Source organism: Blautia sp. 1001283B150304_161114_C9 (assembly GCF_015668165.1).
GTDB classification, from domain to species: Bacteria; Bacillota; Clostridia; order Lachnospirales; family Lachnospiraceae; genus Blautia_A; species Blautia_A wexlerae.
The window spans coordinates 12,984-37,607 of the sequence record NZ_JADPGO010000032.1; the positions used below are offsets into that span (position 1 = coordinate 12,984).

Sequence of the window (24,624 nt, forward strand, 5' to 3'; positions counted from 1 at the left end):
GCATGACGGAACTGAAGAAAAAGTCCCTTTTTAACCCGGAGGGCGACCTTGATGTGCGCCTGCGGCGCATGATCGGCGGCAATACCACCAACCTCAACGACTTCAACAATATGAAGTACGTTTGGGTCAGCGACTGGTACCGGCAGGCCATGAACAACTTTTGGATCCCTGAGGAGATCAATCTCTCGCAGGATGTGAAGGACTATCCCCGCCTGTTGTCAGCCGAGCGCAGCGCCTACGATAAAATTTTGAGTTTTCTTGTCTTTTTGGATTCCATTCAGACAGCGAACCTGCCTAATATCGGCGCCTACATTACCGCCAACGAGGTCAATCTCTGCCTGTCCATTCAGGCGTTTCAGGAGTGTGTCCACTCACAGAGCTACAGCTATATGCTCGACACCATCTGTTCCCCCGTGGAGCGCAATGACATCCTCTACCAATGGAAAACGGACGAGCATCTGCTACGCCGCAACACCTTCATTGGGGACTGCTACAACGAGTTTCAGGAGCGGAAGGACGCTCCTTCGCTGCTGCGCGTGATGATGGCGAACTATATTTTGGAGGGCATCTATTTTTACAGCGGCTTTATGTTCTTCTACAATCTCTCCCGAAACGGGAAGATGCCCGGCTCGGCGCAGGAGATTCGCTACATCAACCGCGATGAGAACACGCACTTGTGGCTGTTCCGCAATATCATCACAGAGCTGCAAAAGGAGCAGCCGGAGTTGTTCACCGCTGAGAGCGTACAAGCGCTGCGCGAGATGATGCATGAGGGCGTGGAGCAGGAGATCGCATGGGGGCATTATGTGATCGGCGACGACATCCCGGGGTTGAACCGGCAGATGATCAGCGATTACATCCGCTATCTCGGCAATCTTCGCTGGACGAGCCTTGGCTATCCGGCATTGTATCCGGGCTTTGAGAGCGAACCGGAGAGCATGGAATGGGTCAGCCAGTACGCCGACGCCAACATGGTCAAGACCGATTTCTTTGAGGCACGCAGTACCGCTTACGCCAAGAGTACCGCACTAATAGACGATTTATAAGAAAACAAAGGAAAGGAGCTGGCAGATATGGCAGCTATGAACATGAATCAGGAGCAGTTTAAGCAGTTGATCCGGGAGGAAAAGCCTGTTTTGGTGGATTTCTGGGCGCCCTGGTGCAGCTATTGCCGGAGGATCGGCCCTGCGTATGAGAAGATTGGAGAGGAATACGCGGACAGCCTTGCCGTCGGCAAGATCAATATTGACGAGGAGCCGCAGTTGGCGGGGGCCGAGGGGATCAAGGTCATCCCGACTCTGGTGCTGTTCCGGAACGGAAAGGCCGTGGGTTCCATCACCGCGCCCGGCTCAAAGGCGGAGATCGACCGTTTCATTCAGGAAGCCTTGGCGAAATAACGGAGGGTTCAGATATGAACAACAATCATGTTTATGATATGATTGTGGTGGGCGAAGGATTACACATCATCCAGACCTTTGAGCCGCATTCACTGTACGCTGTCATGGAGGGCTTGGGCTACGAGCACCACACCGAGCAGCGGAGTGAGGCGGAGTTCCATGTCTGGTTCTGCCGTGTGGAGAAGAATGCAGGCGACAGCTCCGCTCCCTTCAAGCCGCTGGATCTTTTGAACTATCCCATGATTGATGAAAAGCTGGGGCAGATCGCCGTGGATTTTTGGGAGACCACATGGCAGAGCGAGAAGCGCGTACTGCCCTACGAAACGCTGCTGCTGCTGCTGTCCCTGACCAACGCTGTCGGTGCGGGCCGGATGAGGCAGGCGGCGCGGGAGCTGGTAAAGGCATATATCCACGGTGTGGAGAGCGCCGCGTTGGACGACGTGTTCGAGCTGCTGGCATGGAATCAGGGCATCGGTTTTTTCAGCAGCGAGATCGGCCCCTCTGCGCTGTTTCAGGCGTACAAGCTCATTAAAAACGGTGAGAAGCAGGGCAAGTCCCGGGAGGATATCTGCAGTGCGCTGCGCGAGAAATTCGGGGAGAAGAACCCGGAGATGCAGGTCTTGAACAGATGATAAGGAGTTGTTTTGTATTATGACCATTCAAACGGTAACAGATGCCATCCGCTATGTAGGGGTGGATGATAACACATTGGCACTCTTTGAAAACCAGTACCCCGTCCAGCCTATGGGAGTGAGCTACAACTCCTATGTCATTCTGGATGAGAAGATTGCCGTGATGGACAGCGTGGACGCACGGGCGGCGGAAGAATGGCTTTCCAATGTGGCGCGGGTGTTGGAGGGGCGCAGCCCCGACTATCTTGTGGTCACACACATGGAGCCGGACCATTCCGGCAGCCTCATGCGGCTGGCACAAAAGTACCCGGAGATGAAGATCGTGGGAAACGCGAAAACATTTACCCTGATCAAGCAGTTCTTCGGCACAGGTGCATTGCCGGAAGACCGTATGCTGGAGGTTGGCGAAAGAGATACGCTTTCCTTGGGTTTGCACCGACTGAGCTTTCTGCTGGCGCCGATGGTACACTGGCCGGAGGTGATGGCAGCGTATGAAGAGGAGGAAAAGATCCTGTTCTCGGCGGATGCCTTCGGCCGCTTCGGTTCACTGGAACGGACTGCCCGTGCCCCCTGGGCGCCGCAGGCCCGGCGGTATTATTACAACATCGTCGGAAAGTATGGCGCACAGGTGCAGGCGCTGCTGAAAAAAATCTCCGCGTTGGAGATCAAAACGATCTGCCCGCTCCATGGCCCCATGCTCACAGAAGACTTGGGGGAGTATCTGCGGCTCTATGATCTCTGGTCACAATGGAAACCGGAAAAACCGGAGGGCATCCTGATCGCTCACGCATCCATCCATGGAAATACCGCATATGCATCGGAGGCCCTCAAGAGCAAGCTGGAGGGTAAAGGTGCGCAAGTCACCATGTGCGATCTGACGGCAACAGAACTTTCCTATGCCGTGACCAGCGCATTCTACTGTGGGAAACTGGTGTTGGCCTGCTCCACTTATGACGGAGGACTGTTCCCGCCCATGAAGGCCTTTTTGGATCATTTACAGACAAAGGGATTCCGAAACCGCCGGATCGGCCTCATGGAAAACGGCTCATGGGCCCCTGCTGCCGCGCGGCTGATGCGCGCCGAGTTGGAAAAGATGAAGGAACTCCGACTGTGTGAAACAGATGTATCGCTGCGCGGCGCACTGAACCAAACCAGCGAAGCGCAGATGGACGCTCTGGTGGCGGAGCTCTGCGCGGAGTAGGCGGCGAGTCTGACTTCGTCTGTCCGCCCGATGCCTCAAAAGCAAAATATCGTCGCTGATTTATTTAGACAACAATATAGCGTTGAGTGATGCCGAAGCTTTGAAAATGGATCGAAGTGCAGCCGCAGATGTTCTCTGCGGCTGCGCTTTTTGCATTTTGACCATGGAGCAAACGGATGGCTTTGACCGTTGCCCTCGGTTTCTAAGGAGACACGAAGTGCTACATGGAAGCGTATCATAGATCTGCTCCATAGCCACGCCCTCACTGCGCCAGCGTTTCCCGGATAAATGTCTCAATGGCGGCTTTGGAGCCGGGCGCAACCGCAGAGCCGATCACCTAGCCGCTCTTAAAGAGCATCAGCGTGGGGATGGTGTCGATGCCGAAACGCTCGATGAGCTGCGGCTCCTCGTCGTAGTTGATTTTGCCAGCGATGAGCGTGTCGGCGTACTACTCCCCCACTTTGTCGAAGGCCGGGGCAATACGGCGGCAGTAGGGGCACCACTGGGCCCAGAAATCCACCAGCTCGGGCTTGTCCGCGTGCAGGACGTCATTCTCAAAGCTGTTGGTCGTAATGGTAAGCATCGTAAAATCCTCCTATTTCTGTGTGAAAAGCTGTTTTTCAATATCCGTGATCGTAATGTGCGAGAGATAGGCGGCGCATTCCTCATTCATGCTCCGGTAAAGCGCATCTATCACGCCCGCCATGCCGGAGCAGATGGCGCAGTCCCGGTCAATGTCGCCGCTGTGCCACGCGCAGTCCACAAAGCGGGTATTCACCGCCTCCGCTACCTGCCGGAGAGAAAGGGTTGCGGGGTCTGCCGTCAGGCGGTAGCCGCCGTCCAAGCTCTCCCGGGTCTCCACCATTCCCGCTTTTTTCAGCCCCGTCAGCACCCGGCGGACGCGGGTGGGATTGGTGCAGACGTTCTCCGCTTGCGCTTCGCTGCTGAGGGAGCGTCCACTGTGGCTCAGGCAGACCAGCGCATGGACGGCCAGATTAAAAGAACTGTCCACAATCATCCCTCCTTCACAAGCTCGTAGGGCCAGTCGATGACGCCGCCGAAGTCGTAGACGCTCTGATACCCCAGCGCCAGCAGCTTTTGTGCAGCATCCTTGCTGCGGCGGCCGCTGCGGCAGTAGATCAGCAGCGTCACCTCCTTATCGGGCATCGTCTCGGGCATTTTGCTCCCGATGCTCTCGTTGGGCACAAGGACGGCGTTTTCAATATGCCCGCCATCGTATTCCTCCCGGGTGCGGACATCCACCACCACGACCTCCTGCGAGACCATCATCTCATAGGCTTCCTCGGCGCTGATCTTATGATACGCCGCCTTGCCTGGAGCGTCCTCCGCCGTGTCCGCTTTTGTCTTGGACAGCGTGCAGCCGCTCAGCAGCGCAAGCGAGGTGGCAAGTGCCGCACAAAGTAATATCTGACGCATAATCAACCTCCAACGCAACTGTATTTGCTACTGATATAGGTTATACTGAAATATAAAAGATACAGTTAAAACTGTCAAGGTACTTCGAGGCAGCTTTTGGAGCACAAGCCCTTTGTGGTTGTTGACAGAGAAAAAAATATAGGTATAATAAAAGCATAAGAATAAGACTCATTCTTGCATTTGGAGGATTGGCGGTATGCCAAAATACGCAGAGGAGATATTGGCCGCCGTAACGGAGCTGCAACAGCATCCTACGGCGGAGCAGGTGTTCCTGGAGATGAAAAGGGAGCATCCCAGCATCGCTCTGGGTACGGTATATCTGCCCCCCTGCCGGGAGCAGGAAAAAGACAATCTTATGGAGGAGAAGTATCATGAACGCTAACGTATCTAAGCTGCTCAACGAGCAGATCAATAAGGAGTTCTACTCCGCCTATCTGTATCTGGACTTTGCCAACTACTACGCCGCCGTCGGACTGGACGGCTTTGAGAACTGGTATCGGGTACAGGCGCAGGAGGAACGGGATCACGCCATGCTGTTTTATCAGTATTTGCAGAATAACGGCGAGGGCGTCACCTTTGAGGCTATCGCAAAGCCGGAGTGGGAACGAGGCGACAACATGACCCCGCTGAAAAAGGCACTGGAGCACGAGAAGCTGGTCACCGCCAGCATCGATGCCATCTACGCCGCCGCATACGAGGTCAGGGACTTCCGCACCATGCAGATGCTGGACTGGTTCATCAGGGAACAGGGCGAGGAGGAGAAGAACGCCGCTGACCTCATTACCAAGATGGAGCTGTTCGGCGGTGACAGCAAGGGGTTGTATATGCTAAACAGCGAGCTGAAGGCACGGGTCTACACCGCGCCCTCGCTGGTGCTGTAAGCCCCGCGTGTCTGCGGACTTTAGCATCAGGCAAAAGGCAGACTGCATACAGGTGGTCTGCCTTTTCTTCCACCAGACGGTTAGTTAATACTAACTATGTATAAAACAGAAAGGACTTCAGAACTTGAACAAGGAAAAGGAGATCGAAACCGTTACCCTCATGGTGCGCCGGTATTGTTGTGGCGTGCATGGGACAAGGGGCGAGGCGCTTTGTCCGGTGTGCAATCACTGCTGGAATACGCCAGAGAGCGGCGGGACAGATGCCTGCACGGGAAAATTTAGTGGCACTTTGAATCCTTTGTCTGATTTGCTGAGATGAGCGTTGCTTTTTTGATACATTAGCCGTGACTCAAATGGTCACCAGGAGATAAACGGGTACCAGTTTACAGAAAACAGAATAGAATCGTCTTCGATGCCTCGTTGGGAAACCAACGAGGTATTTTTTTGCCCCAATCCGACAGCATAGGACACTGAAAAAATCAAAACGAACCGTATGTAGTCCTGCAAGGACAACCAAAGTGCGCCTACGAGGCCAACGCGAAACCGGAGGATTCTTGTTAAACTTACTTTGTAAGGACGAAAGTCCGGATGTCCCTTGAAAACTGAATACTCATTCTTCAGGTACATTCCTATTTGGTCGAGCCTTCGACTGCACGCCATGAAGCCCATCGGGGCGATAGCGGTTTCGCAGAAGCAAATGCCGGATTGCAACCGGCGGCGGTGTTAAAGCCAGACAGGGACAATGATACTTCCGTAATTCGCGGTCCGGCTATAAGGAAGGCGGGATGGTTAAATTCCAATGGAGCAGTGAAGCACACTGCCGCCTGTGAGAAATCCTACATCTCTGGGGTGATAAGAAAAAAGTACAGAGAAACCATATTTTCAGAAAGCACTGCTGGGTGCTGTATCAGCATAATACCTGGCAGGCTTTATCCATATCAGTGTATGGAGATTGGAGACAACAGCAAATGAAAGAAAACTGGGTTTATCGGCGAGGTGATTTATATCTTGCCAATCTCGGTGTTCCGGTCGGATCAAAGCAGGGCGGTGTTCGTCCTGTTGTGGTTCTTCAGAATGATGTCGGCAATTATTATGCGCCGACGATCACGATTGCTCCGCTGACATCGAAAATTGAGAAGAAGCGAAAGCAGCCAACGCATTTCTTTCTCCGTAAAGCAAAGGGACTGGCAAAACCGTCTATGGTATTGGCAGAACAGCTCGACACCTGCGACAAGATATGCGTGATTCGCTATATTGGGTGGGTAAGTAAGGGGCAGATGCGTGGGATTGACGAAGCTGTAAGGATTCAGCTTGGTTATTACATTCCGGAACAGGCAGAGAAAAAAAGACAGGGCAAATGCCGAAAGGCAGGCGAAGAAGGCGATGGATAAACTGATTACAAGGAAGGAAGCAGCCAGTATACTGGGAATCAGCGTAAAAACACTGGATGCTGCAAGAACAGACGGTTTGATCTCCTATGTTCAGTATGTGGAAAACGGCTGCGTTTATTTCACGGAAGTGAGGATTCAGGAGTATATTGCAAAATGTACGCACCGTGCAAAACCGATGGAACGTGCTGCGACATATCGCAAACCTCGAAGCTTTCGGCGGTGAAAATCGACATCGTTGAGTATGGACGATGAATCCGCAATAATGAAAGCAACAACAGGATTGGAGGTAATGATATGGCGGCAAGAAGAATGATGCTTCCCGATTATGGTACGGTGAGTATGAAGGGAACGCAGTATTATCGCACCCGTGTAACAGATCAGCAGAGGTGGCGGGTTTCTTTATATGCAAGAACGAGAGAGGAACTGTACCAGAAGGAACAGGAAGCGATCCAGCAGATTGAGAACAAGACGTATCGCCGCAGTACACCTACAGTGGAGGAGTATTGCGAGAAATGGCTGCTGATGCAGTCGGCACAGATCAGGATGACAACGCTGATTGACTATACATCGAAAGTGAAGAACTACATCATTAAGCCATTGGGCGATATGCATATGGGAGATGTAACAGCAGATGACATTCGCCTGGCACTGCTGGTGGCATCAAAAAAGTCGGCATCCGTGTACAAATCGGTGAACGTTATATATAAGTGTATTTTTACGGCAGCAATGGAGAGCAAGATCATTGATGATAAGAAAATGGAAGAATTAGCGGAAAGTATTACACAATATATCTTACGGTATGTAACAGAATCCACATTCGACAGTTATATGTGGCAGTTGATCGAGAATAAGCAGAAATTCATCTCCCAGATCATGACCAGCAAAGCACCTGTCCGAAGCTGCGAAGATGTGGATGAAGCTGCACTTTCCTATGCGGAGGTCAAAGCACTTGCAACCGGAAATCCGGCAGTAAAAGAGAAGATGGCATTGGATGTGGACGTAGCAAAGTTGAAACTTTTAAAAGCGAACCATATGAATAACCAGTACCGACTGGAAGATGATATTGCAAGGAATTTTCCGCAACAGATCGCAAAACTGACAGAGATCATTGACAGATACAAGGCAGACATCGCACACTTTTCTGAGCATAAAATCACAGATCCAGAGCAGTTTTCTATGGAAATCAGTGGAAAAGTGTTCACAGAAAAAAAAGAGACAGGTGCGGCACTTCTGGCGGTCTGCAAAGACATTAAGTCTGTAGATGCAGCTATGGACATTGGAAGCTATCAGGGATTCAACATGAGAATCCAATTCGACAGCTGGAGCAAAGAGTTTATCCTGTCTGTAAAGCATGAATCGGTAGCTAAAGTTCGGTTGGGGGCAGATGCCCTGGGAAATATCACTCGTATCAATAATCTTTTGGAAAGCTATCCGGAGAGACTGGCAGAAGCAGAACAACGGCTGGAAACGGTACAGGAGCAGCTGGCAAATGCGAAAGCGGAAGTTGGAAAGCCATTCCCAAAAGAAGAGGAACTGAACCAGAAACTGGAGCGGTTGTCAGAGTTAAATGCGCTTCTCAATATGGATGAAAGGGAAGATACAGAAGCAGAGCAGCCAGAATCAAAAGAGAAAGAAGAAAGACCGGCACATGGTTCTATCCATGAGAAATTGCAGATTTATAAAGAAAAAAGCCAGCGGGAAAGTGAAACTGGCAGGGAAACCAGAAAACGGGACTTCGGTCTGGAATAAATAAACAGGAAAGATGGCATAATTTGGTAGAAGAAGGTTCTGCCGGTTATGCCATTTTTTAGAACACAGGAGGAATTTGAATGGCGAGAAATATGATAACAGGAAAAGAAACGCAGAAAATGCAGGAATATACGCAGGAACAGATAGATCGTGCAGAACACATGGGAATAGAGATTCCATCGGATGTAAAGGAACAGATTTTTGAATATGCAAATCTGATTGGCGGGGAAGAGAAAGTAAGGACGTTGGTAAGAAATCTGACAGATGCAATCAATCAGGCAGATGAAGATAAAGTAGAGGAACTTCTGGATGATGCAAAAATGGATATTCAGGACCTACCAGATCCAACCATAGGTAAGCTGGAATTACGTGATTATGGATATACAGCAGAAGACATGGTGCCGCTTAGAAAAGAAGCAGCTTTGGATTATCACAGAATGGGTTCTAAAATTTATTGCCTGGGCAGCGATGGCGACAAGGGAGAGTATGCAAGTAAAGAAATGATACAGGCGCATGAAGGTCTGTTTGGCATGGAATTACAGATGTGGGAACGGATAAGGGATCAGGATCTGGATTATACCGATGAAGATTTTGGAGCATTTCAGGAGCCTATGAGTGTCATTGAGCAGGAAGAAGCACTGAAATTATACGATGCCGGAGCAGATATTTATCTGATTACTAATTTTTCGTCACCAATCTATGTCACGGAACGCATGGAAATCGAACGAGGACCGGAGCATTATCAGATGTCCATGGCAGAACGGGAGCGTTTCCGTAACCTGGAATGGGAAATGCAGAAATATCCACAGATTCAGTCTTTGAAAGAGGCAAACTTGTTGTTAGGAACAAGGCGAACCTTTGGTATTTATCAGATCAAGGACGATTCACCGGGCGAAAACTATGCATTTATGAATATGAGTTTTATTGAAAGTCATGGTATGCAGATAAAAAAAGAAGATTATAAGCTGGTCTATGTTGGCGAATTACTGGGAAATATGTCACTGGATGATATTTTTGAAAGATTCAACATTGACAGACCGAAAGACTTTCGAGGACATTCACTGTCTGTCAGTGATATCGTAGTTCTGAATGACGGAGAAAAAGTAACCGCTCATTTTGTAGACAGTATCAGTTTTGAACAGCTGGATTCTTTTCTGAATCTGGAAGAACAGGTTCTTGACGAATTGGCATATGAGGTAGGAGAACGTTATTTTGCTATTCAGAGGACAGAAGAAGGATACGATTATTCCTTTTACGATGAAGATTTCCGTCTGATGGATGGTGGCGTCTATGAAAATGATGAAATTTCTATTGAAGAAGCGGTAGAGGAACTTCTGGAAGACGAAGGCTGGACTGGGGAACGCATTCGTGGGGATTATGATCAGTTGATGGAAAAGGTAGAAGAAATGGATGAGGTTGTCATGGCAGAGATTCAGAAAAGCCAGGGCGAATATAAGCCTTTGGCAAAGGTGGAGGAACTGGAAGAGGCGAATTACAACATGATTGATAATGTCCTCAACAATATGCCACCGAAGAAAGAACCTTATCTGGAATATTTTGCCACAGAATGTGATGAGTTCCATGATATGGGAGCTTATGAAAAAAGTACCGATGTTAATCAGATAGCTGCAGTCTATGAAAAATATAGGGAGAATCCCAAAACTGCGTATCTGGGATGTACCATGGGAATTATTTATCGTGATCCGGAAGACAGTTACTATGATGAAGCCGAATTTGCGATCGTTAAAGGGAATACCGTATTCGGAAATCTGATGGATGATGTTCGATTTTATGGAGAACTTGCACTGGTACGGGAAGGGATCGAGAAAATTCATGAAGCATTGCCGGACTACAAGTATGTACCGATGAGGGATGTTCGAGAAGCAATGTATCCTGAGAAAATGACCACAGAACAGCTGGCAGAGGCACTGGATGAGATTGCAGAAGCTTTTGATCCGTATGAGTATCGAGATAATGTGGAGAGGGGAGAAAATACGGTGCAGGAAGTAATGCTGGATTTGAGAAGTGGAAATATTCATTCCTATATTTCATATCTGAAGGATATTGTAGACGAAGAATGCGATCTGTCTGTTCGTGCAGGAGTATTGATTGAAAGACTGAAAGCCTATGAACCTGAACTTCCAAAGGATATGGAACCAATGGTGTATGTAAACTATTGTGAAGAAAGTGATCTCATGAATCCAAGATGTCAGAAGCTGTCTGAGCTGGATGCAAAAACAGCAGAAATGGATAAAGAATGGTATGCAAAACGTGATCCGAAGACAGAGGAACCTACAAAAATTGCAAAGATATATGTGACTGTATATTATGCGGAAAAAGGTGAACAGATGCTGCATCATTTTAAGAAGTCAATGGATATTGGAAATGGACATGGCGGTATTGTGAGTCAGTTGAAGTATGATAATGAAATGAAGCTTACAGATGAGTATTGGATCAATTACCAGAAAGGCAAAGGAAGTGAAGAGTTCCAAAAGTATATGGAAGATCTGACAGACATGCAGAATCATGTGCTTCCGTATCTGCAGAGTTTTTGCAATCTGGAGGAAAAAGGTGTGAAGGAGAGACGAGAACAGCAGATAGCAGAAAGATATGAAGGAAGAGCAGATGAGAGGGTAACAAGTACCGAAGCGAATGAAGTTGTTAAGGATGTAGGAAAAACAGATAGAAAACCGGCACAGCAGAAGCAGGCGGTAGATGGAAAAGATAAGAAATTATCCATTCATGAACGGCTTGAGATCAATAAGAGGATTATTCAAGAAAAGCAGGGAAAAGATAAAACGGAGAGAGGAGTTGATTTGGGTGTAAGGACAGTGTAGAATAAGCAGAACGAGTCGGAGGTCATGGATGATAACGTGGCTTCCGGCTTTATTGCGTATTGTCGGAAGAATTATAAATGGTATAATGAATGTAAATGCGATAAAAGAATGTCGCCTGTTATGCGACTTCCAAATGAGAAAAGTGTGTTATTCTGAGATCAAACAAGAGGCTAATAGAGTCAGGAGGGTGACATTATGAGTAAAAAAGGATATAGCAGACCAGGATTCTTTGGATCCATAAACCATTATGATGCAAACGGAAAAAAGTAGGCGAGAGCAGACCAGGATTCTTTGGTGGTATGAACGACTATGATGCAAATGGAAAGAAAATCGGACATAGTTCGCCTTCCTTTTTTGGTGGTATGAATCATTATGACAATAACGGGCATAAAGTAGGTGAGAGTCGACCAGGATTCTTTGGCGGTTTAAACCATTATGATGACAAGGGGCATAAGCGGGGGCATAGCAATCCAGGATTTTTAGGTGGATTCAATCATTACGGTTAAAACTGCACAGAGAGCAGCACAAGCGGCAAGGGCTGCGGCAAAAGCCGCCGTGGTTACGGTAAAGGCGATTGCCAAAGCGACCGCACTTGCCATTAAAGCGATTATTGCCGGAACGAAAGCCTTGATTGCCGCTATCGCCGCAGGCGGCTGGGTGGCGGTTTTGGTTATTATCGTGATTTGCCTGATTGGTATGATCCTCGGCTCAGTATTTGGCATTTTCTTCTCAGACGAAGATTCCGGCACTGGAATGAGTATGCAGACCGTTGTGCAGGAAATCAATACCGAATACGATACCAAGCTGCAAGAGGAAAAGAACTCGGTATCCTATGATGTTCTTGAAATGAGTGGCAGCAGAGCCGTTTGGAAAGAGGTGCTTGCCGTTTACTCTGTAAAAACGAATACGGATCAAGATAACCCCCAAGAGGTTGCCACAATGGACGATGGCAAAAAGCAACTCTTAAAAGACATCTTTTGGGAGATGAATCAAATATCTTCCCGAACAGAGAGCAAGACCGAAACAGTTATTACCGAAACCGATGACGGACACGGTAATATCGTGGAAACTGAAAGCACGGTCACACAAACCTATCTGTATATTACCGTCAGCCACAAGACTGCCGAGGAAATGGCGGCGCAATATGGTTTTAACGAAGAACAGAAAGGCTACCTCGCTGAACTGCTTGCAGATGAAAACAATTACCTTTGGTCACAGGTGCTTTACGGCATTACAGGCGGCGACGGACAGATCGTGACCGTTGCACTCTCTCTGGTTGGCAATGTGGGCGGTCAGCCGTATTGGTCGTGGTACGGTTTTAACTCCCGTGTAGAATGGTGTGCTTGCTTTGTATCTTGGTGTGCCAACGAGTGCGGCTATATCGACGCTGGAGTTATCCCAAAATATGCAGGCTGTGTCAACGGAGTACAATGGTTTAAGGATCGTGGACAATGGCTGGATGGCAGCGCCGAGCCTGCCCCCGGAATGATTATTTTCTTCGATTGGGCAGACGAAAGTGGTCAGGATGGATTATCCGACCATACGGGTATTGTTCAAAAGGTCGAAAACGGCAAGGTTTATACGGTCGAGGGCAACTCCGGCGACAGTTGCCGAGTCAATGAGTATTCTATCGGTTATTACGAGATTCTTGGCTACGGCGCACCTGCCTATTAAAATACACAAGCCGCCTGCATTTTGCAGGCGGTTGGATTACATATCAGAAAGATATTGTGCCGGTTTGAAAACTAAAAGTCTCAAAATACAGACTTAATAATTGCGATTTCACTCTCAAAGTGCTATAATACAAACTATATTTGGGTGGAGGTGCGGAAATGAAAGTACGGTACAACAAACTTTGGAAACTTCTGATTGACAAGGGAATGAAAAAGAGTCAATTACGAGAAGCGGTCGGGGCAAGCAAAAGTACATTTGCGAAACTCGGAAAAAATGAAAATGTTACCCTTCCCGTGCTGTTGAATATATGCGAATACTTAGAGTGTGATTTTGGCGACATAATGGAAGCCGTACCCGAAAATGAGGTGTAGGATCAATGAACAAGAAGATTTTAATTGTGGATGACGAAAAAGAAATCGTTGATCTGCTTGAAGTGTATTTGAGTAACGATGGTTATTCAGTATATAAATGTTATAATGGGTTAGAGGCGATGAAATGTATCAAACAGTCGCAGATTGATTTAGCGATACTTGATATTATGCTGCCGGATATTGATGGTTTTCGACTTTGCCAAAAAATTCGGGAAAAGTTTTACTTCCCTATTATTATGCTTACCGCCAAAATTGAGGATAGCGACAAGATTATGGGGCTTACGATTGGTGCGGATGATTATATAACGAAACCGTTTAATCCTTTAGAGGTTGTGGCAAGAGTAAAGACGCAATTAAGGCGTTATCAGAGCTATAACAGTCCTAATTTGAGCCAATCCGAAGAAAAAGACGAGTATGACATCAGAGGTCTACTGATAAACAGAGTCAGCCACAAGTGCTACTTGTATGGCAAAGAAATAGCCTTGACTCCGTTGGAGTTTTCTATTCTGTGGTATCTGTGCGAACATCAGGGTAAAGTTGTCGCCTCGGAGGAATTATTTGAAGCCGTGTGGAAAGAAAAGTATCTTCGCAACAGTAACAATACGGTAATGGCGCACATTGGGCGGCTTCGGGAAAAATTGAATGAACCTTCAAAAAATCCGAAGTTCATTAAAACTGTTTGGGGGGTAGGGTATGAAATTGAATAAAAAAGAAAAAAACTATCTGCTCTCTACCTTGTTCAAAGGGTATGTAATTCAATGTGCGATTTGCTCTGTGCTTATTTTTGGCGGTACTTTTCTTTTAGGAATTATGGCAGAGGAAATTCTCCGCAAGTATGTTTTGTATTATTACTTGTATTACAGAACAGTATATCTTTATATAGTGGCTGTAATCGTGTGGGGTGGCTGTATTATATACATGACATACCTACTTTTGAAAAAAGTAGTCGCCTATGTGTACGAGGTACAGGCTGCGACAGGAAAAATGTTCGATCAGAATGTCAGTTACATTGAAATGTCCCCGGAGTTGAGTGAAATCGCCGCTAACATCAATCAGTTAAAACAAGAGGCTGAAAGTAATGCAAGGCTTGCAAAAGAAAATGAGCAGCGAAAAAATGACCTGATTATGTATCTTGCACACGATTTGAAAACACCGCTTTCTTCTGTAATCGGGTATCTTACTTTACTGCGTGATGAGTCGCAAATCTCAAAGGAACTTCGAGAAAAGTACCTTTCAATCACTCTTGGTAAGGCAGAACGGTTAGAGGATCTGATTAACGAGTTTTTCGAGATAACACGATTCAATATATACGATATTACATTACAATACACGAAAATCAATTTAACTCGCCTGCTGGAGCAACTTGTATATGAATTTAAGCCTATGCTCAAATCAAAGAATTTGCAATGTAATCTTTGTGTTGATGATGATATAATGCTTCGATGTGACGCAGACAAAATTCAGCGTGTTTTTGATAACCTTTTGAGAAATGCGGTTATCTACAGTTTTGAAAATACGGATATCACGATCAGCGCACAATGTCAGGAAGATACGGTCAGCATTATTTTTTGTAACCACGGCGATACTCTGCCGGAAGAAAAGTTAAACAGGATTTTCGAGCAGTTTTATCGGCTTGACGCAGCGAGAAGTACAAGCAGTGGAGGAGCTGGATTAGGTTTGGCGATTGCAAAGCAGATTGTTGAACTACACAATGGTACAATCGTTGCAGAGAGCCAAGAGGATCAAAACAAGTTTTCAATTACTTTGCCGTTGGCGTAGGAAAATTGTAAGAATTTGCATAGAAAAAAAGAGGAATATCTTACGAGCAATCAAGAAAATACGGGCTTCTGTTTTGGTACAATAAAAGTATCAAGATAGAGGCTCGTATTTTTTGTGATACAGCATAAGGAGGAATGATGAAGTTGCTAAGAAAACAAATGCTGCTATGTTCTATTTTGTTTCTTGTATTTACGCTATCTGCCTGCTCTGCAATTGGGCAGACAGACGAAAACAATCTTACAGATAGCGCAACATCCGCAGAAAAAACGGTATCAGTTGTACGAGGGACAATTACTCCAACCGTTTCAACGCAAACGACTATTGTTCCGGCAGTACCGTTTATTATTTTCTCACCCGAAAATGGCATATTTAATACAGCGGTAGAATTAGAAGAAAAAATCACTGCCGGGCAAATTATTGGAACTGTGAACGGCAAAGAATTGAAATCTCCGGTGGATGGTACAATTACCTCTATTGCCCCATCCAATGAAAGCGTACCGAGTAATTATCCCGTAGCGATAGTGCATTATACAGGATTTGCCCTCAATGTAGAGGCAGATAATTTTTTGAGTACCTTACCGGAGTATGCAGAGTTGAAAGCAAAATTTCAAGTATATGATGGTGTAGGACCAACCGATATGATTGCCGTGGTGTCGCCTGCCGCAGATGAAAATGCGTTTACGGGAATCGTGCCGCAAGAGGGCATTCTGCAATGCTTGATCAGTCAAACAGTCGATGTGAAATCGGGGCAAAGTGCAACGGTAGTCATAACGGCGACAACGAGAAATGATGTCCTTATATTGCCGCTGTCGGTAATAGCGGGTAGACAAGGGACGGGATTGGTTACTGTAATTACTCCGAATGGAGAAAGAGTGGAAACAAAAGTGACATTGGGTGTGACAGACGGAGCCAATATAGAAATACTGTCCGGCTTAGAGGAGGGCGATGTAGTTTCTGCTACTCCGCCAAACCTTGATCCGAGGGGGATTTGATAAAATGAAAGGAATTTCCGAAAAGACTTTAATCAAAATAAAGGATTTGAAAGCAAGCGTCAAATTGAATAATGGCGATATGCTGACAACAGTAACCAACGCTAATATGGAATTGCAACGAGGGCGCAGTTATGCCATTGTCGGAAAGTCCGGCTCAGGCAAAACAAGCCTTATATCCATTATTGGCTTGTTAAATCGGGAATATGAGGGCGAGTACCTTTATGATGGTATATCTATTTCTGCTTTGAAAGACCGTGATCTGTCTATACTGCGAGCCAATAATATCGGATTTGTATTTCAGAACTACTCTCTGATTAAGCACTTGCGGGTATGGGAAAATATCGAATTACCCCTACTCTATGCCAAAAAGTCGTTTACCGCCAAACAGCGTCACGAGATAATTACAGGCTTGCTAAAAAGTGTCGGCTTAGAAAGCAAGGAAAATGATTACCCAATCAATTTGTCCGGCGGTGAACAACAAAGAGTTGCAATCGCAAGGGCGCTTGCAGTATCTCCGGAAGCCATTTTATGTGATGAGCCTACGGGAGCGTTGGATAAAAAGACGGGAACGCAGATTATGGAACTGTTGCACAGCGTCGTAAAAGAAAATGGAATTATGCTGCTGTTGGTTACGCACGATCCTGATATTGCAGATACCTGTGATACGATTTTTGAAATGGATGGAGGGAGGATAACTTGTGCTAAAAATGATACTTAAAGACCTTCGTCTGTCTCCACTTAGAAGTATTCTGACAAGTGTTTCAATGCTTGTAGGCATTATCGCAATGCTTGGATCGGTATTAGTTGGTACGCTTGGACGGGAGTATTTGATTTCCGTAAACGCACAGGTATATGGCTGGTCACCTACTTACTCATTCGTGATAACGGAATCCGATTTTCACGATAGAAATAAAATGGAACAATTATTCCAGAGATTTGAAGCCATTGATGATGTAGCCGCTGTTACTTTTTCTATGGGAGAAGATATTCGATTTGCACCAATGAAAGATTTAACGCCAATACCGCCGAATGATGTTTACCAAAACCTGATGGCTTTTGATTTAGTTTGCACCACGGAGGCATATAGTCAAGTCTATAATCTTCCAATGACATCCGGTAGATGGTTAGAGCCTTCGAGTGAGGGCGGCTCGCTTGAAGTGGTCATAAACAAAGAAGCTAAAAACTATTTTAATGATTCGCCCTATGCTGCAGGAAATGTAAAAAGCACACTTTCGTTAACCCCATTCAATATTGTCGGAGTAGTAAACGATGGCAGGGATTTTCCGACTATCTATGCGGATTCTGCGGCGATCCTCAATTTCGCACCAGCAATGTGGCAAGTACAAAATGCAAATGTGTATTGGCATCCCACAACAGGACTGACAATCGAACAGATACATTCTGCCCTTGGCGACATTTTGACTGATACCATTGGCGGTTACTGGGAAAGTGCTGGGCGGAGTGATATTGGAGATACCTATGATTCGGTATTGTCCATACTGCAATTAGGGCTTTTGGTTACTTCGCTTTTGTTGCTGTTTGTTTCCGTATTAGGGCAGATCAATATCGGACTATCTTCATTGGAACAGCGCACACATGAGTTGCTGATCCGCAGAGCGATAGGTGCTTCACGAACAAATATTGTGGCATTGGTTTTAGGCTCACAGTTGATTTTATCAATATTCGTTTGCCTTGCAGCTATTTTGATTTCGCTGATTTTGGTGCATTGTATTGGAGCGTTGCTCCCTGTGGATTCCCCGGTGGGAACACCGAGTTATCCAATCAGCGTTGCTGTTGTTGCAGTTGCTGTGTCTGTGCTTACAGCATTATTGGGCGGATTATTACCAGCATTGAAAGCAGCAAAATTAGAGCCTGCATTGGCTCTTAGATAATAAAACTCAATTCAAGGAGGAAACAAAATGAAACGAACAATCTCAAAATCCGAAAGACCGTACAGACTGTTATTGTGTGTTATGATTTCTTTGCTGGTGATTATGCTGGCAGGCTGCTCCACTTCTTCGGACTCCGACACAAACACAAGAGGTTTCACGGACTTTGCTACCATTGAAGAAGAATACCTAACGACCATTGAGAGTTTGAATTGGCCGGAGGGCTTTACGCCGCCTGATGCTTTGGAAGGCGAAGATACGGGAGCGTCTTTTCAGATAGGATATGGCGATACAAGAGCATCTAACCTTTGGGAATATTCTTGGATGCAGGAATGGCTTGATACTTACAATACGGATTCGGAAAGGGCGGCAAAAGCCTTAGCTGAACTCGAAAAAGCCTTTGATATGCCTTATATGGGAACAGATCGCTGTGATGACGCCACACGCAAATATCTTCGTGATAATATTGATAAAGCTAAGTTGGGAGATCCGTCTGGATTTACAGAGTGTATTCAGGCAAATTATGCCGATTAAAAATGGCACATAGGAGTTTTGGTGTTGGGAGGTGAGCACATATATGCAGAGAAAACGCCGTAAGAAAAAACGATTTGGAGTATTTTTGTTTTTGCTTGTAGTTTGTATCGGCATAGGTATAATGTTTGTGCCGTGGGCAATGCAGCCGGAAAATTTCAGAGAGGTAAAGAATAAAATAAATGGTTTTCTCTACAAAGAAGATTTTCCTGACTCTTATAATGCAAAATCGCTGATTTTGGTGGATTGTTCTGATGATGAAATATTTGTTTCAAAAAACGAGAACGAGCCACAAATTCCTGCAAGTTTAGCCAAGCTGTTTGTTATTGAGTATGCGTCAACTTTAGCAGACCTTGATAGTATCGTTGTTGCAGACTATGGTGCTATTTCACTCACGAAACCTGGCTCGTCTGTTGCTCAAATCAAGGAAAAAGAATACTTTTTACACAATCTATTTGCGGCAATGTTAGTACCGTCAGGGAATGACGCAGCTTATGTGGTTGCTGATTATTGTGGAGGATTACTTTCGCCGCAAGCAGAAAGCTGTCAAGAGCGTGTGAGGATTTTCATGGAGAACTTAAACCTGCATTTGCAACAGCAGGGGTACTTAGACACAGTTTTATATGATCCGAGTGGTTTTGATATGGAGGCACTTACCACCACTTTAGATTTGAAAGAAGTAGTATATCGGTTGTTGGAATACTCGTGGTTTAGAGAAATTGTATCTCAAAACACTTATACGGCAACACTGCCTGATGGCAGTACACAAATATGGCAGAATACAAACGCCTTCCTTGATCCGACATCCGAATATTACAACGAAAATGTATGCGGAATTAAGACTGGCTCTCTGTCTGACGACTATAACTTGATTGTGCTTTATCAGCAGCACGGAAAAGAGTTTTTGATATGCAGTTTAGGCTCTCAGTCCGATTCCTCTCGTTATGACGATGTGAATTTTATTCTGAAAACGATTGATGAATCGTATTATCTCACGCAATAAATCTTATGTTGTCCAAGACAAAAAAACTAACCAAGGGGGGTGATAATATCGGACGAATCGTAATAATGGAGTTCAAAGCACAAGACTCAACAGCCTTTGACGATATGCTGGCTTTTGTAAAACAGCACCCTGATTTTGAAAAATTAGAGATTTCATATGAGCCGACATTATCCCTTTCCGGCTTAGAAATCAATTTGAGCCGGCGCAGAGTTATCAATAACGGTCAGGAAATTGAACTGACCGTCAAAGAGTACGATATACTCTGCTTGCTCGCAGCCAATAAAGGTCGTGTTCTTACATACGAGCAGATTTATGATAAGGTGTGGGGCGAAATATCAGCAGGCAATGAAAAGGATACCGTAGGCTTTCACATTCGGAATCTTCGTAAAAAACTTTGTGATACAAACTCTCACTTTTCCATAGATAGTGTTCGTGAGATCGGCTACCGCTTTAACAGTCAGTAAGCAGTCCCTCGTAGTTCATAATGAATTGCGAGGGATTATTCATTTTCTAAGACGGTATGTCGGAATTTGATAAATCCCTGCAAATGTTGATTTTATACGACTGTTAAGAGCAATATCGTGTCTAAACTTGCGACTGGACTTTGCATTTTCTACGAGTTATCTTCGTAATATCTCGGCATTATACTACTGGAATGTTTATCATAAACAGGGCATGATTTATGGCAGAATGGGCAGTCGTTCTCGTGCCATTTATTAGGTCTTGCTTGGATACGAATATGTTTAACTCCATTCTTATCAGAGTAAAGATTACAATTTTTTATAACTGTGTTCTTGACATTAAGGACACTTTTGCATAATGTATTAACTGAAGCCACTTGTGAATACTCCTTTTGTGTTTTTCTTCGCAGTTAATACATTAAAGGACACAAGTGTTTTTTCAATATGGTGTTGTTAATTTATGGTGTTAGGCTTCCACCATTATGCCAGAAGCCTCATATAAATTTATTGGGAAGAGTTACCGATCAAGTTTTCTCAGAATCCGAAGAATGGGATATTGATACGGTGTCAGAAACTATTGCATCGGAATATGAAAGAGCAACGAATCTTTCGATAAATAAAGAGAAGCAGAATTTGCCAATAGAAGAAAAACGAACGATAGATGTTAAAGAAATACGAGAATGGCTGAACTTTATTATTACGATTATATCAGTTGTTTTGGGAGTTACGAATTCTTCAGCAACAACGATAAATAATTACAATTATACACAACAAGTCAATAATTATTACATCGTTGGAATGGGATATGATGCGAAGGAGCTAAATACGACTAAATATAGAATCGTTAATAGAGAATCTATTGTACGACTGAAGCATGACTGCCATTCGATTGTAATTGAAAAGCTTGAGGAAGGGAAAGTTGTTAGAATTATAGATAAATATAAAAAGTGGCGACAGATAATTTGGGAGAATGAAGATGGTGAAGAATGTATGGGGTGGATTCAAAATTATAAATTAACTGAGTTTAAAGTGCCTAGAAATAAATGATGTATATTTGATGAAATAGAATCTATAAGTGAAGGAAGTATTATGTGTGGTAGATATTATATTGATTCTGATATGGCAGATGAAATCGAAAAAGTAGTGCATGATATAGACCAACGGATCCGGCAGGAACATTTTGCAGGAGATATCTTTCCAACCAATGTAGCACCGATCATTGAAAAATCAGAACATGGATTGAAACTGGATGTTTGCAAGTGGGGATATCCATTGTCACAAGGAAAGAATCTGGTTATAAATGCAAGAGCAGAATCTGTTATGGATAAACCTTCTTTTCGAAATGGAATCCTCTATCACCGCATTTTGATACCGGCAAGTGGGTTCTATGAATGGAATCGGTTAAAAGAGAAAAATACATTTTCCAGATATGATGCACCAGTATTGTATATGGCTGGCTTCTGTGATTGGTTTGAGAATGAACGACGATTTGTGATTATGACTACAGCAGCCAATGAATCTATGATAAAAGTACATGATCGTATGCCGCTGATATTGGAAAAAGGACAGCTGAAAGATTGGTTCGATGACAGGAAAATGGAGCAAATTCTGCATCAGGTACCGGTTCAGCTAAAACGAGAGGCAGAATACGAACAGCAGAGCTTATTCTTATAATGGTTCAGAGGAGAAATAGAAAGATGCAAATATTTGTTGATGCAGATGCCTGCCCAGTGGTTGCGATCATTGAAAAGATTGCAAAAGATAATAGTGTTCCGGTAATGTTGTTGTGTGATACAAACCATGTTCTGTCATCGACTTATAGTAAAGTTGTTGTTGTCGGTGCAGGAGCAGATGCAGTAGATTATAAACTGATTAGTATCTGCCATAAAGGAGATATTGTCGTATCACAGGACTATGGTGTGGCTGCAATGGCATTGGGAAAAGGTGCTTATGCTATTCATCAATCAGGTAAATGGTACACGGATGATAATATTGATCAGATGCTAATGGAACGTCACCTGAGTAAAAAAGCCAGAAGAAGTTCCCGTAAATGTCATGTCAAGGGACCGAAGAAGCGGACGGAGGAAGATGATGAAAGATTCGCTCAGTCTTTTGAAAAAATGCTTTTGATGGCACGGGAGAAAGAAGGCAGATGAGGAATTGTAGATGCAGAGGAACGACAGAAGCTATAAAGACTTAAAACAAAAACAGAAGAGTGCAATAGCAGATAAAACATACAAAATGCACTTGAAGTTTTATCTTGAGAATCAGCGAATGCCGGATGCTACTGAAATGAATGATATATGCAAAAGTTTGTTTACGGCAGTTCAATCGCTTGCTCCTAAAACGGAATATGAAGAATTTTATAAAATTGTTGAAAAGCGTGAAAAGAGTTATGAAGAACGTATCCTGAGAGACATTCAGAATGGAATTATAATAGAAACACTTATGGCAAAAAAACATAAGAAAACGCCGGAAGAAAAAGCAGCTGTTGCGAAACAAAAGAAGCAGCAGAGGCGAGCAAGACGGAAACAAGAAACAAGAGATAATCTGGCTAAAGAAGAAATCTTGCAAGATGACAGATTTTTCGTTATTGCCGGTTATACCTCCGGAGGTGCACCGTATGGTGTCACCTGGGAGGAAATGGGTCTGAAACCTTGGGAAGATTTGGAAGAGAATAATTGAGTTGTCAGTGCAATCTTATTTATCTCTTGTGACAGAAACAGGTTCCCGTTTTGCCGGAAGTAAGTCTGAATTGATTTCAGGAGCATCGAGCAGCACAGAGAAATTTTGCTGAATGATATCCAGTGTTTTCTGCTTTTTCTGTAATTTCTGTTTTTCCCGGACGGTAGCAGCTTGTTCAGATTCAAGATTTTCAATCCGCTTCTGGATTTTTTCAGAGCTAGGGATTTTGGTAACACCGAGATCCTGAAGCTCTTTTTTTAGTGAATCGTGGAGTTGGTATTCTGCCAGATGCTTGGAACGGTATTCTTTTGGATTTTTTGCAGATTTGCAATCTTCTATCACTTTACGGCAGAGCCGGTAAGAATCACAGTGTTTCTGAATGACTTTCTGCGTGCTTAGCTCACTGGTGATGTGTGCTATTCTCTGATCAGCCGCTTTAACAGAAGCATCAACATCAGAAACATGCTGCCTGAAATCCTCATAATTCAGTAGGTTATTTTCTGAAAGATAGTTGAAGGTGCGGGCTGCCTCTTTTAGATTATTGAGTTTTGCCCAATGTTCAAATCCTTCTCGATTGCCAGTCGTTACATACGTGGAGATATTGATATACAGGCGAGCTTCTCTGGACAGATGTTTTGGAGTTTTCACTTTGCTACGATTTTTAGCTAAGTGGATGCGGACGTTTTCTTCCGTATAATAACTTCCCAGAGATTTCATATAAGTGAAATTTTTTTGTTCCGGTGCACGGAAAGAAAGATGCTTTCCCTGCCGGACTTCATATCCAGCTAACTGCATTTTTTGTAGAAATTCCTCATAGTTGATGGAAGTCCAGATTGCTTTATCAACTGCAACACGTAGCTTGGCTTTCCAACTGGTGCCACGATGATATTCCATGTTCTCTTTATAGCTTTTTCCTTTTTCTCCGGTTGGCATACTGGTGGCAAGTCCATTTTCCAGGCAGATACGATTACTGATTCTGCAGAGTTTATGGTAGCTCCGCTTATTGGAAACATACTTGTGATGATCAACAAAGCTTGCAGCGTTGAAGATGATATGGTTATGAATGTGCTTTTTATCAACATGGGTACTGATCACGTATTCATATTTTCCTTTCAGTACTTCGGCTGCAAATTGCTGTCCTAAGCGATGGGCAGTTTCGGCATCAACTTCTCCAGGTTTAAATGACTGGATCAGATGAAATGCCAGGTTATTACCTTTGTCCATTCCATTCTTTTTTGCCATTTCTCTAGTCATGGAAAATTCGAGATCAGCAGTTTCCGGGGAACAGCCAAAACTGGAAACCAGCAGTTTTTCATCAGTCTTGTCTGGATTCGTGATATAGTCCAGAGCTTTCTTGTCTGTTACTTTAATGGGGAAGATCTTAATATATGCCATAGTTCTTTCACCATCTCTTTCAATTCTTGCATTTCTTCCGGATATAGATCTCCGGTGGTATTTACCTTTTTTGCAATCTGGTTGATATTTATGCCAATCTTGTGCATTTCCTCATACTGTTTCTTCAGAGGAGTTGTATCTGTGTTGACGATGTAGCCGTCGATTGCCATCTTACGCAGATAAGCTCCCATGTTCTTGGTTTTTGATTCTATCATCTTCCTGCGGATTAGCTTTCGTTCTTCTTCTGTGACATAAAAATGAATTTCTTTGTTTCTTTTTCTTTCAGCCATTAGCAGTTTCTCCTTTCTGAGAGGGCAGT

Annotated in this window: 30 protein-coding genes; 25 read left to right on the plus strand and 5 right to left on the minus strand. The window is 44.7% G+C overall.

Annotated features, from left to right (window positions below):
* Window positions 1-2 precede the first annotated feature (2 nt).
* From I4V44_RS14140 to I4V44_RS14155, 4 genes are read left to right on the plus strand one after another with little or no spacing between them, the layout of a single operon-like run.
* Entirely contained in the window at window positions 3-1,046 is a 1,044-nt protein-coding gene (locus I4V44_RS14140; protein WP_196002865.1) for a ribonucleotide-diphosphate reductase subunit beta, read from the plus strand.
* A gap of 27 nt (window positions 1,047-1,073) precedes the next feature.
* Window positions 1,074-1,397 (plus strand): thioredoxin, encoded by a 324-nt coding sequence (gene trxA, locus I4V44_RS14145; protein WP_055200381.1) that lies wholly within the window; start codon window positions 1,074-1,076, stop codon window positions 1,395-1,397.
* Between the two features lie 14 nt (window positions 1,398-1,411).
* Complete coding sequence (locus I4V44_RS14150; RefSeq protein WP_196002866.1) at window positions 1,412-2,029, plus strand: hypothetical protein; 618 nt, start codon at window positions 1,412-1,414, stop codon at window positions 2,027-2,029.
* Between the two features lie 19 nt (window positions 2,030-2,048).
* On the plus strand, window positions 2,049-3,230 hold the full coding sequence (locus I4V44_RS14155) for an FprA family A-type flavoprotein (protein WP_119244983.1): 1,182 nt from the start codon (window positions 2,049-2,051) through the stop codon (window positions 3,228-3,230).
* 448 nt (window positions 3,231-3,678) lie between these two features.
* Here the strand turns inward: I4V44_RS14155 and I4V44_RS17665 are convergent, their stop codons facing one another.
* Genes I4V44_RS17665 through I4V44_RS14170 form a run of 3 tightly spaced genes read right to left on the minus strand, consistent with a single transcriptional unit; the run spans window position 3,679 to window position 4,667 of the window.
* Window positions 3,679-3,813, minus strand: a complete 135-nt coding sequence (locus I4V44_RS17665; protein WP_243009406.1) for a thioredoxin family protein — start codon at window positions 3,811-3,813, stop codon at window positions 3,679-3,681.
* Between the two features lie 12 nt (window positions 3,814-3,825).
* On the minus strand, window positions 3,826-4,242 hold the full coding sequence (locus I4V44_RS14165) for an Rrf2 family transcriptional regulator (RefSeq protein WP_119244994.1): 417 nt from the start codon (window positions 4,240-4,242) through the stop codon (window positions 3,826-3,828).
* 2 nt (window positions 4,243-4,244) lie between these two features.
* A complete protein-coding gene (locus I4V44_RS14170) occupies window positions 4,245-4,667 on the minus strand; it encodes a rhodanese-like domain-containing protein (protein ID WP_196002867.1) in 423 nt (140 codons plus the stop codon).
* A 196-nt stretch (window positions 4,668-4,863) separates the two neighbouring features.
* Here I4V44_RS14170 and I4V44_RS14175 point away from each other — a divergent pair, with 196 nt between their 5' ends.
* The 21 genes from I4V44_RS14175 to I4V44_RS17670 all read left to right on the plus strand — a co-directional run bounded on the left by I4V44_RS14175 (window position 4,864) and on the right by I4V44_RS17670 (window position 22,910).
* On the plus strand, window positions 4,864-5,049 hold the full coding sequence (locus tag I4V44_RS14175; protein WP_243280285.1) for a transcriptional repressor: 186 nt from the start codon (window positions 4,864-4,866) through the stop codon (window positions 5,047-5,049).
* A complete protein-coding gene (locus I4V44_RS14180; RefSeq protein WP_119244993.1) occupies window positions 5,036-5,548 on the plus strand; it encodes a ferritin in 513 nt (170 codons plus the stop codon). Before I4V44_RS14175 ends, I4V44_RS14180 begins: the two co-directional genes overlap by 14 nt.
* A 968-nt stretch (window positions 5,549-6,516) precedes the next feature.
* Window positions 6,517-6,939: a type II toxin-antitoxin system PemK/MazF family toxin gene (locus tag I4V44_RS14185; RefSeq protein ID WP_119244981.1), complete on the plus strand. Its 423-nt coding sequence runs from the start codon at window positions 6,517-6,519 to the stop codon at window positions 6,937-6,939.
* A complete protein-coding gene (locus I4V44_RS14190; protein WP_119244980.1) occupies window positions 6,932-7,162 on the plus strand; it encodes a DNA-binding protein in 231 nt (76 codons plus the stop codon). Before I4V44_RS14185 ends, I4V44_RS14190 begins: the two co-directional genes overlap by 8 nt.
* Window positions 7,163-7,233: 71 nt before the next feature.
* Window positions 7,234-8,688 (plus strand): N-terminal phage integrase SAM-like domain-containing protein, encoded by a 1,455-nt coding sequence (locus I4V44_RS14200; RefSeq protein WP_243280286.1) that lies wholly within the window; start codon window positions 7,234-7,236, stop codon window positions 8,686-8,688.
* An 80-nt stretch (window positions 8,689-8,768) separates the two neighbouring features.
* Window positions 8,769-11,525, plus strand: coding sequence for a YodL domain-containing protein (locus I4V44_RS14205; RefSeq protein WP_196002868.1), 2,757 nt, complete (start codon window positions 8,769-8,771; stop codon window positions 11,523-11,525).
* A gap of 299 nt (window positions 11,526-11,824) precedes the next feature.
* The gene (locus I4V44_RS14210) at window positions 11,825-12,031 is read left to right on the plus strand and encodes a hypothetical protein (protein ID WP_012744284.1); all 207 of its coding nucleotides are present in this window, start codon (window positions 11,825-11,827) and stop codon (window positions 12,029-12,031) included.
* Entirely contained in the window at window positions 12,009-13,199 is a 1,191-nt protein-coding gene (locus I4V44_RS14215) for a CHAP domain-containing protein (protein ID WP_008703824.1), read from the plus strand. Before I4V44_RS14210 ends, I4V44_RS14215 begins: the two co-directional genes overlap by 23 nt.
* A gap of 158 nt (window positions 13,200-13,357) precedes the next feature.
* Window positions 13,358-13,570, plus strand: a complete 213-nt coding sequence (locus I4V44_RS14220) for a helix-turn-helix domain-containing protein (protein WP_008703822.1) — start codon at window positions 13,358-13,360, stop codon at window positions 13,568-13,570.
* A 5-nt stretch (window positions 13,571-13,575) separates the two neighbouring features.
* Window positions 13,576-14,277 carry a VanR-ABDEGLN family response regulator transcription factor gene (gene vanR / locus I4V44_RS14225; protein ID WP_004853366.1) on the plus strand — a complete coding sequence of 234 codons (702 nt, stop codon included), beginning with the start codon at window positions 13,576-13,578 and terminating at the stop codon, window positions 14,275-14,277.
* Window positions 14,264-15,349, plus strand: a complete 1,086-nt coding sequence (locus tag I4V44_RS14230) for a sensor histidine kinase (RefSeq protein WP_008703821.1) — start codon at window positions 14,264-14,266, stop codon at window positions 15,347-15,349. Before vanR ends, I4V44_RS14230 begins: the two co-directional genes overlap by 14 nt.
* 134 nt (window positions 15,350-15,483) lie before the next feature.
* The gene (locus I4V44_RS14235; RefSeq protein ID WP_117449615.1) at window positions 15,484-16,341 is read left to right on the plus strand and encodes a hypothetical protein; all 858 of its coding nucleotides are present in this window, start codon (window positions 15,484-15,486) and stop codon (window positions 16,339-16,341) included.
* 4 nt (window positions 16,342-16,345) lie between these two features.
* Window positions 16,346-17,059 carry an ABC transporter ATP-binding protein gene (locus I4V44_RS14240; RefSeq protein ID WP_004853372.1) on the plus strand — a complete coding sequence of 238 codons (714 nt, stop codon included), beginning with the start codon at window positions 16,346-16,348 and terminating at the stop codon, window positions 17,057-17,059.
* A complete protein-coding gene (locus I4V44_RS14245) occupies window positions 17,049-18,233 on the plus strand; it encodes an ABC transporter permease (protein WP_012744282.1) in 1,185 nt (394 codons plus the stop codon). The genes I4V44_RS14240 and I4V44_RS14245 overlap by 11 nt, the downstream gene beginning before the upstream one ends.
* A gap of 27 nt (window positions 18,234-18,260) precedes the next feature.
* A complete protein-coding gene (locus I4V44_RS14250; protein WP_015514509.1) occupies window positions 18,261-18,764 on the plus strand; it encodes a hypothetical protein in 504 nt (167 codons plus the stop codon).
* Between the two features lie 43 nt (window positions 18,765-18,807).
* Complete coding sequence (locus tag I4V44_RS14255; RefSeq protein WP_012744280.1) at window positions 18,808-19,764, plus strand: D-alanyl-D-alanine carboxypeptidase family protein; 957 nt, start codon at window positions 18,808-18,810, stop codon at window positions 19,762-19,764.
* 65 nt (window positions 19,765-19,829) lie between these two features.
* Window positions 19,830-20,228, plus strand: coding sequence for a winged helix-turn-helix domain-containing protein (locus tag I4V44_RS14260; protein WP_015514508.1), 399 nt, complete (start codon window positions 19,830-19,832; stop codon window positions 20,226-20,228).
* A gap of 441 nt (window positions 20,229-20,669) precedes the next feature.
* The gene (locus I4V44_RS14265; protein WP_012744278.1) at window positions 20,670-21,272 is read left to right on the plus strand and encodes a hypothetical protein; all 603 of its coding nucleotides are present in this window, start codon (window positions 20,670-20,672) and stop codon (window positions 21,270-21,272) included.
* Window positions 21,273-21,314: 42 nt separating this feature from the next.
* Window positions 21,315-21,899, plus strand: a complete 585-nt coding sequence (locus I4V44_RS14270; protein WP_012744277.1) for an SOS response-associated peptidase — start codon at window positions 21,315-21,317, stop codon at window positions 21,897-21,899.
* Window positions 21,900-21,922: 23 nt separating this feature from the next.
* Complete coding sequence (locus tag I4V44_RS14275; protein WP_015514506.1) at window positions 21,923-22,381, plus strand: YaiI/YqxD family protein; 459 nt, start codon at window positions 21,923-21,925, stop codon at window positions 22,379-22,381.
* A gap of 10 nt (window positions 22,382-22,391) precedes the next feature.
* Window positions 22,392-22,910, plus strand: coding sequence for a hypothetical protein (locus tag I4V44_RS17670; RefSeq protein ID WP_012744275.1), 519 nt, complete (start codon window positions 22,392-22,394; stop codon window positions 22,908-22,910).
* A 15-nt stretch (window positions 22,911-22,925) separates the two neighbouring features.
* Here the strand turns inward: I4V44_RS17670 and I4V44_RS14285 are convergent, their stop codons facing one another.
* Window positions 22,926-24,305 carry a relaxase/mobilization nuclease domain-containing protein gene (locus I4V44_RS14285; RefSeq protein ID WP_012744274.1) on the minus strand — a complete coding sequence of 460 codons (1,380 nt, stop codon included), beginning with the start codon at window positions 24,303-24,305 and terminating at the stop codon, window positions 22,926-22,928.
* Complete coding sequence (locus tag I4V44_RS14290; protein WP_012744273.1) at window positions 24,272-24,595, minus strand: MobC family plasmid mobilization relaxosome protein; 324 nt, start codon at window positions 24,593-24,595, stop codon at window positions 24,272-24,274. The genes I4V44_RS14285 and I4V44_RS14290 overlap by 34 nt, the downstream gene beginning before the upstream one ends.
* Window positions 24,596-24,624 lie beyond the last annotated feature (29 nt).

Coding starts and splice junctions, on each gene's coding strand:
- I4V44_RS14140 (WP_196002865.1), top strand. CDS start 3: ATGACGGAACTGAAGAAAAAGTCCCTTTTTAACCCGGAGGGCGACCTT.
- trxA (WP_055200381.1), top strand. CDS start 1,074: ATGGCAGCTATGAACATGAATCAGGAGCAGTTTAAGCAGTTGATCCGG.
- I4V44_RS14150 (WP_196002866.1), top strand. CDS start 1,412: ATGAACAACAATCATGTTTATGATATGATTGTGGTGGGCGAAGGATTA.
- I4V44_RS14155 (WP_119244983.1), top strand. CDS start 2,049: ATGACCATTCAAACGGTAACAGATGCCATCCGCTATGTAGGGGTGGAT.
- I4V44_RS17665 (WP_243009406.1), bottom strand. CDS start 3,813: ATGCTTACCATTACGACCAACAGCTTTGAGAATGACGTCCTGCACGCG.
- I4V44_RS14170 (WP_196002867.1), bottom strand. CDS start 4,667: ATGCGTCAGATATTACTTTGTGCGGCACTTGCCACCTCGCTTGCGCTG.
- I4V44_RS14175 (WP_243280285.1), top strand. CDS start 4,864: ATGCCAAAATACGCAGAGGAGATATTGGCCGCCGTAACGGAGCTGCAA.
- I4V44_RS14185 (WP_119244981.1), top strand. CDS start 6,517: ATGAAAGAAAACTGGGTTTATCGGCGAGGTGATTTATATCTTGCCAAT.
- I4V44_RS14190 (WP_119244980.1), top strand. CDS start 6,932: ATGGATAAACTGATTACAAGGAAGGAAGCAGCCAGTATACTGGGAATC.
- I4V44_RS14200 (WP_243280286.1), top strand. CDS start 7,234: ATGGCGGCAAGAAGAATGATGCTTCCCGATTATGGTACGGTGAGTATG.
- I4V44_RS14205 (WP_196002868.1), top strand. CDS start 8,769: ATGGCGAGAAATATGATAACAGGAAAAGAAACGCAGAAAATGCAGGAA.
- I4V44_RS14210 (WP_012744284.1), top strand. CDS start 11,825: ATGAACGACTATGATGCAAATGGAAAGAAAATCGGACATAGTTCGCCT.
- I4V44_RS14220 (WP_008703822.1), top strand. CDS start 13,358: ATGAAAGTACGGTACAACAAACTTTGGAAACTTCTGATTGACAAGGGA.
- vanR (WP_004853366.1), top strand. CDS start 13,576: ATGAACAAGAAGATTTTAATTGTGGATGACGAAAAAGAAATCGTTGAT.
- I4V44_RS14230 (WP_008703821.1), top strand. CDS start 14,264: ATGAAATTGAATAAAAAAGAAAAAAACTATCTGCTCTCTACCTTGTTC.
- I4V44_RS14235 (WP_117449615.1), top strand. CDS start 15,484: ATGATGAAGTTGCTAAGAAAACAAATGCTGCTATGTTCTATTTTGTTT.
- I4V44_RS14240 (WP_004853372.1), top strand. CDS start 16,346: ATGAAAGGAATTTCCGAAAAGACTTTAATCAAAATAAAGGATTTGAAA.
- I4V44_RS14245 (WP_012744282.1), top strand. CDS start 17,049: ATGATACTTAAAGACCTTCGTCTGTCTCCACTTAGAAGTATTCTGACA.
- I4V44_RS14250 (WP_015514509.1), top strand. CDS start 18,261: ATGAAACGAACAATCTCAAAATCCGAAAGACCGTACAGACTGTTATTG.
- I4V44_RS14255 (WP_012744280.1), top strand. CDS start 18,808: ATGCAGAGAAAACGCCGTAAGAAAAAACGATTTGGAGTATTTTTGTTT.
- I4V44_RS14260 (WP_015514508.1), top strand. CDS start 19,830: ATGGAGTTCAAAGCACAAGACTCAACAGCCTTTGACGATATGCTGGCT.
- I4V44_RS14265 (WP_012744278.1), top strand. CDS start 20,670: ATGGTGTTGTTAATTTATGGTGTTAGGCTTCCACCATTATGCCAGAAG.
- I4V44_RS14270 (WP_012744277.1), top strand. CDS start 21,315: ATGTGTGGTAGATATTATATTGATTCTGATATGGCAGATGAAATCGAA.
- I4V44_RS14275 (WP_015514506.1), top strand. CDS start 21,923: ATGCAAATATTTGTTGATGCAGATGCCTGCCCAGTGGTTGCGATCATT.
- I4V44_RS17670 (WP_012744275.1), top strand. CDS start 22,392: ATGCAGAGGAACGACAGAAGCTATAAAGACTTAAAACAAAAACAGAAG.
- I4V44_RS14285 (WP_012744274.1), bottom strand. CDS start 24,305: ATGGCATATATTAAGATCTTCCCCATTAAAGTAACAGACAAGAAAGCT.
- I4V44_RS14290 (WP_012744273.1), bottom strand. CDS start 24,595: ATGGCTGAAAGAAAAAGAAACAAAGAAATTCATTTTTATGTCACAGAA.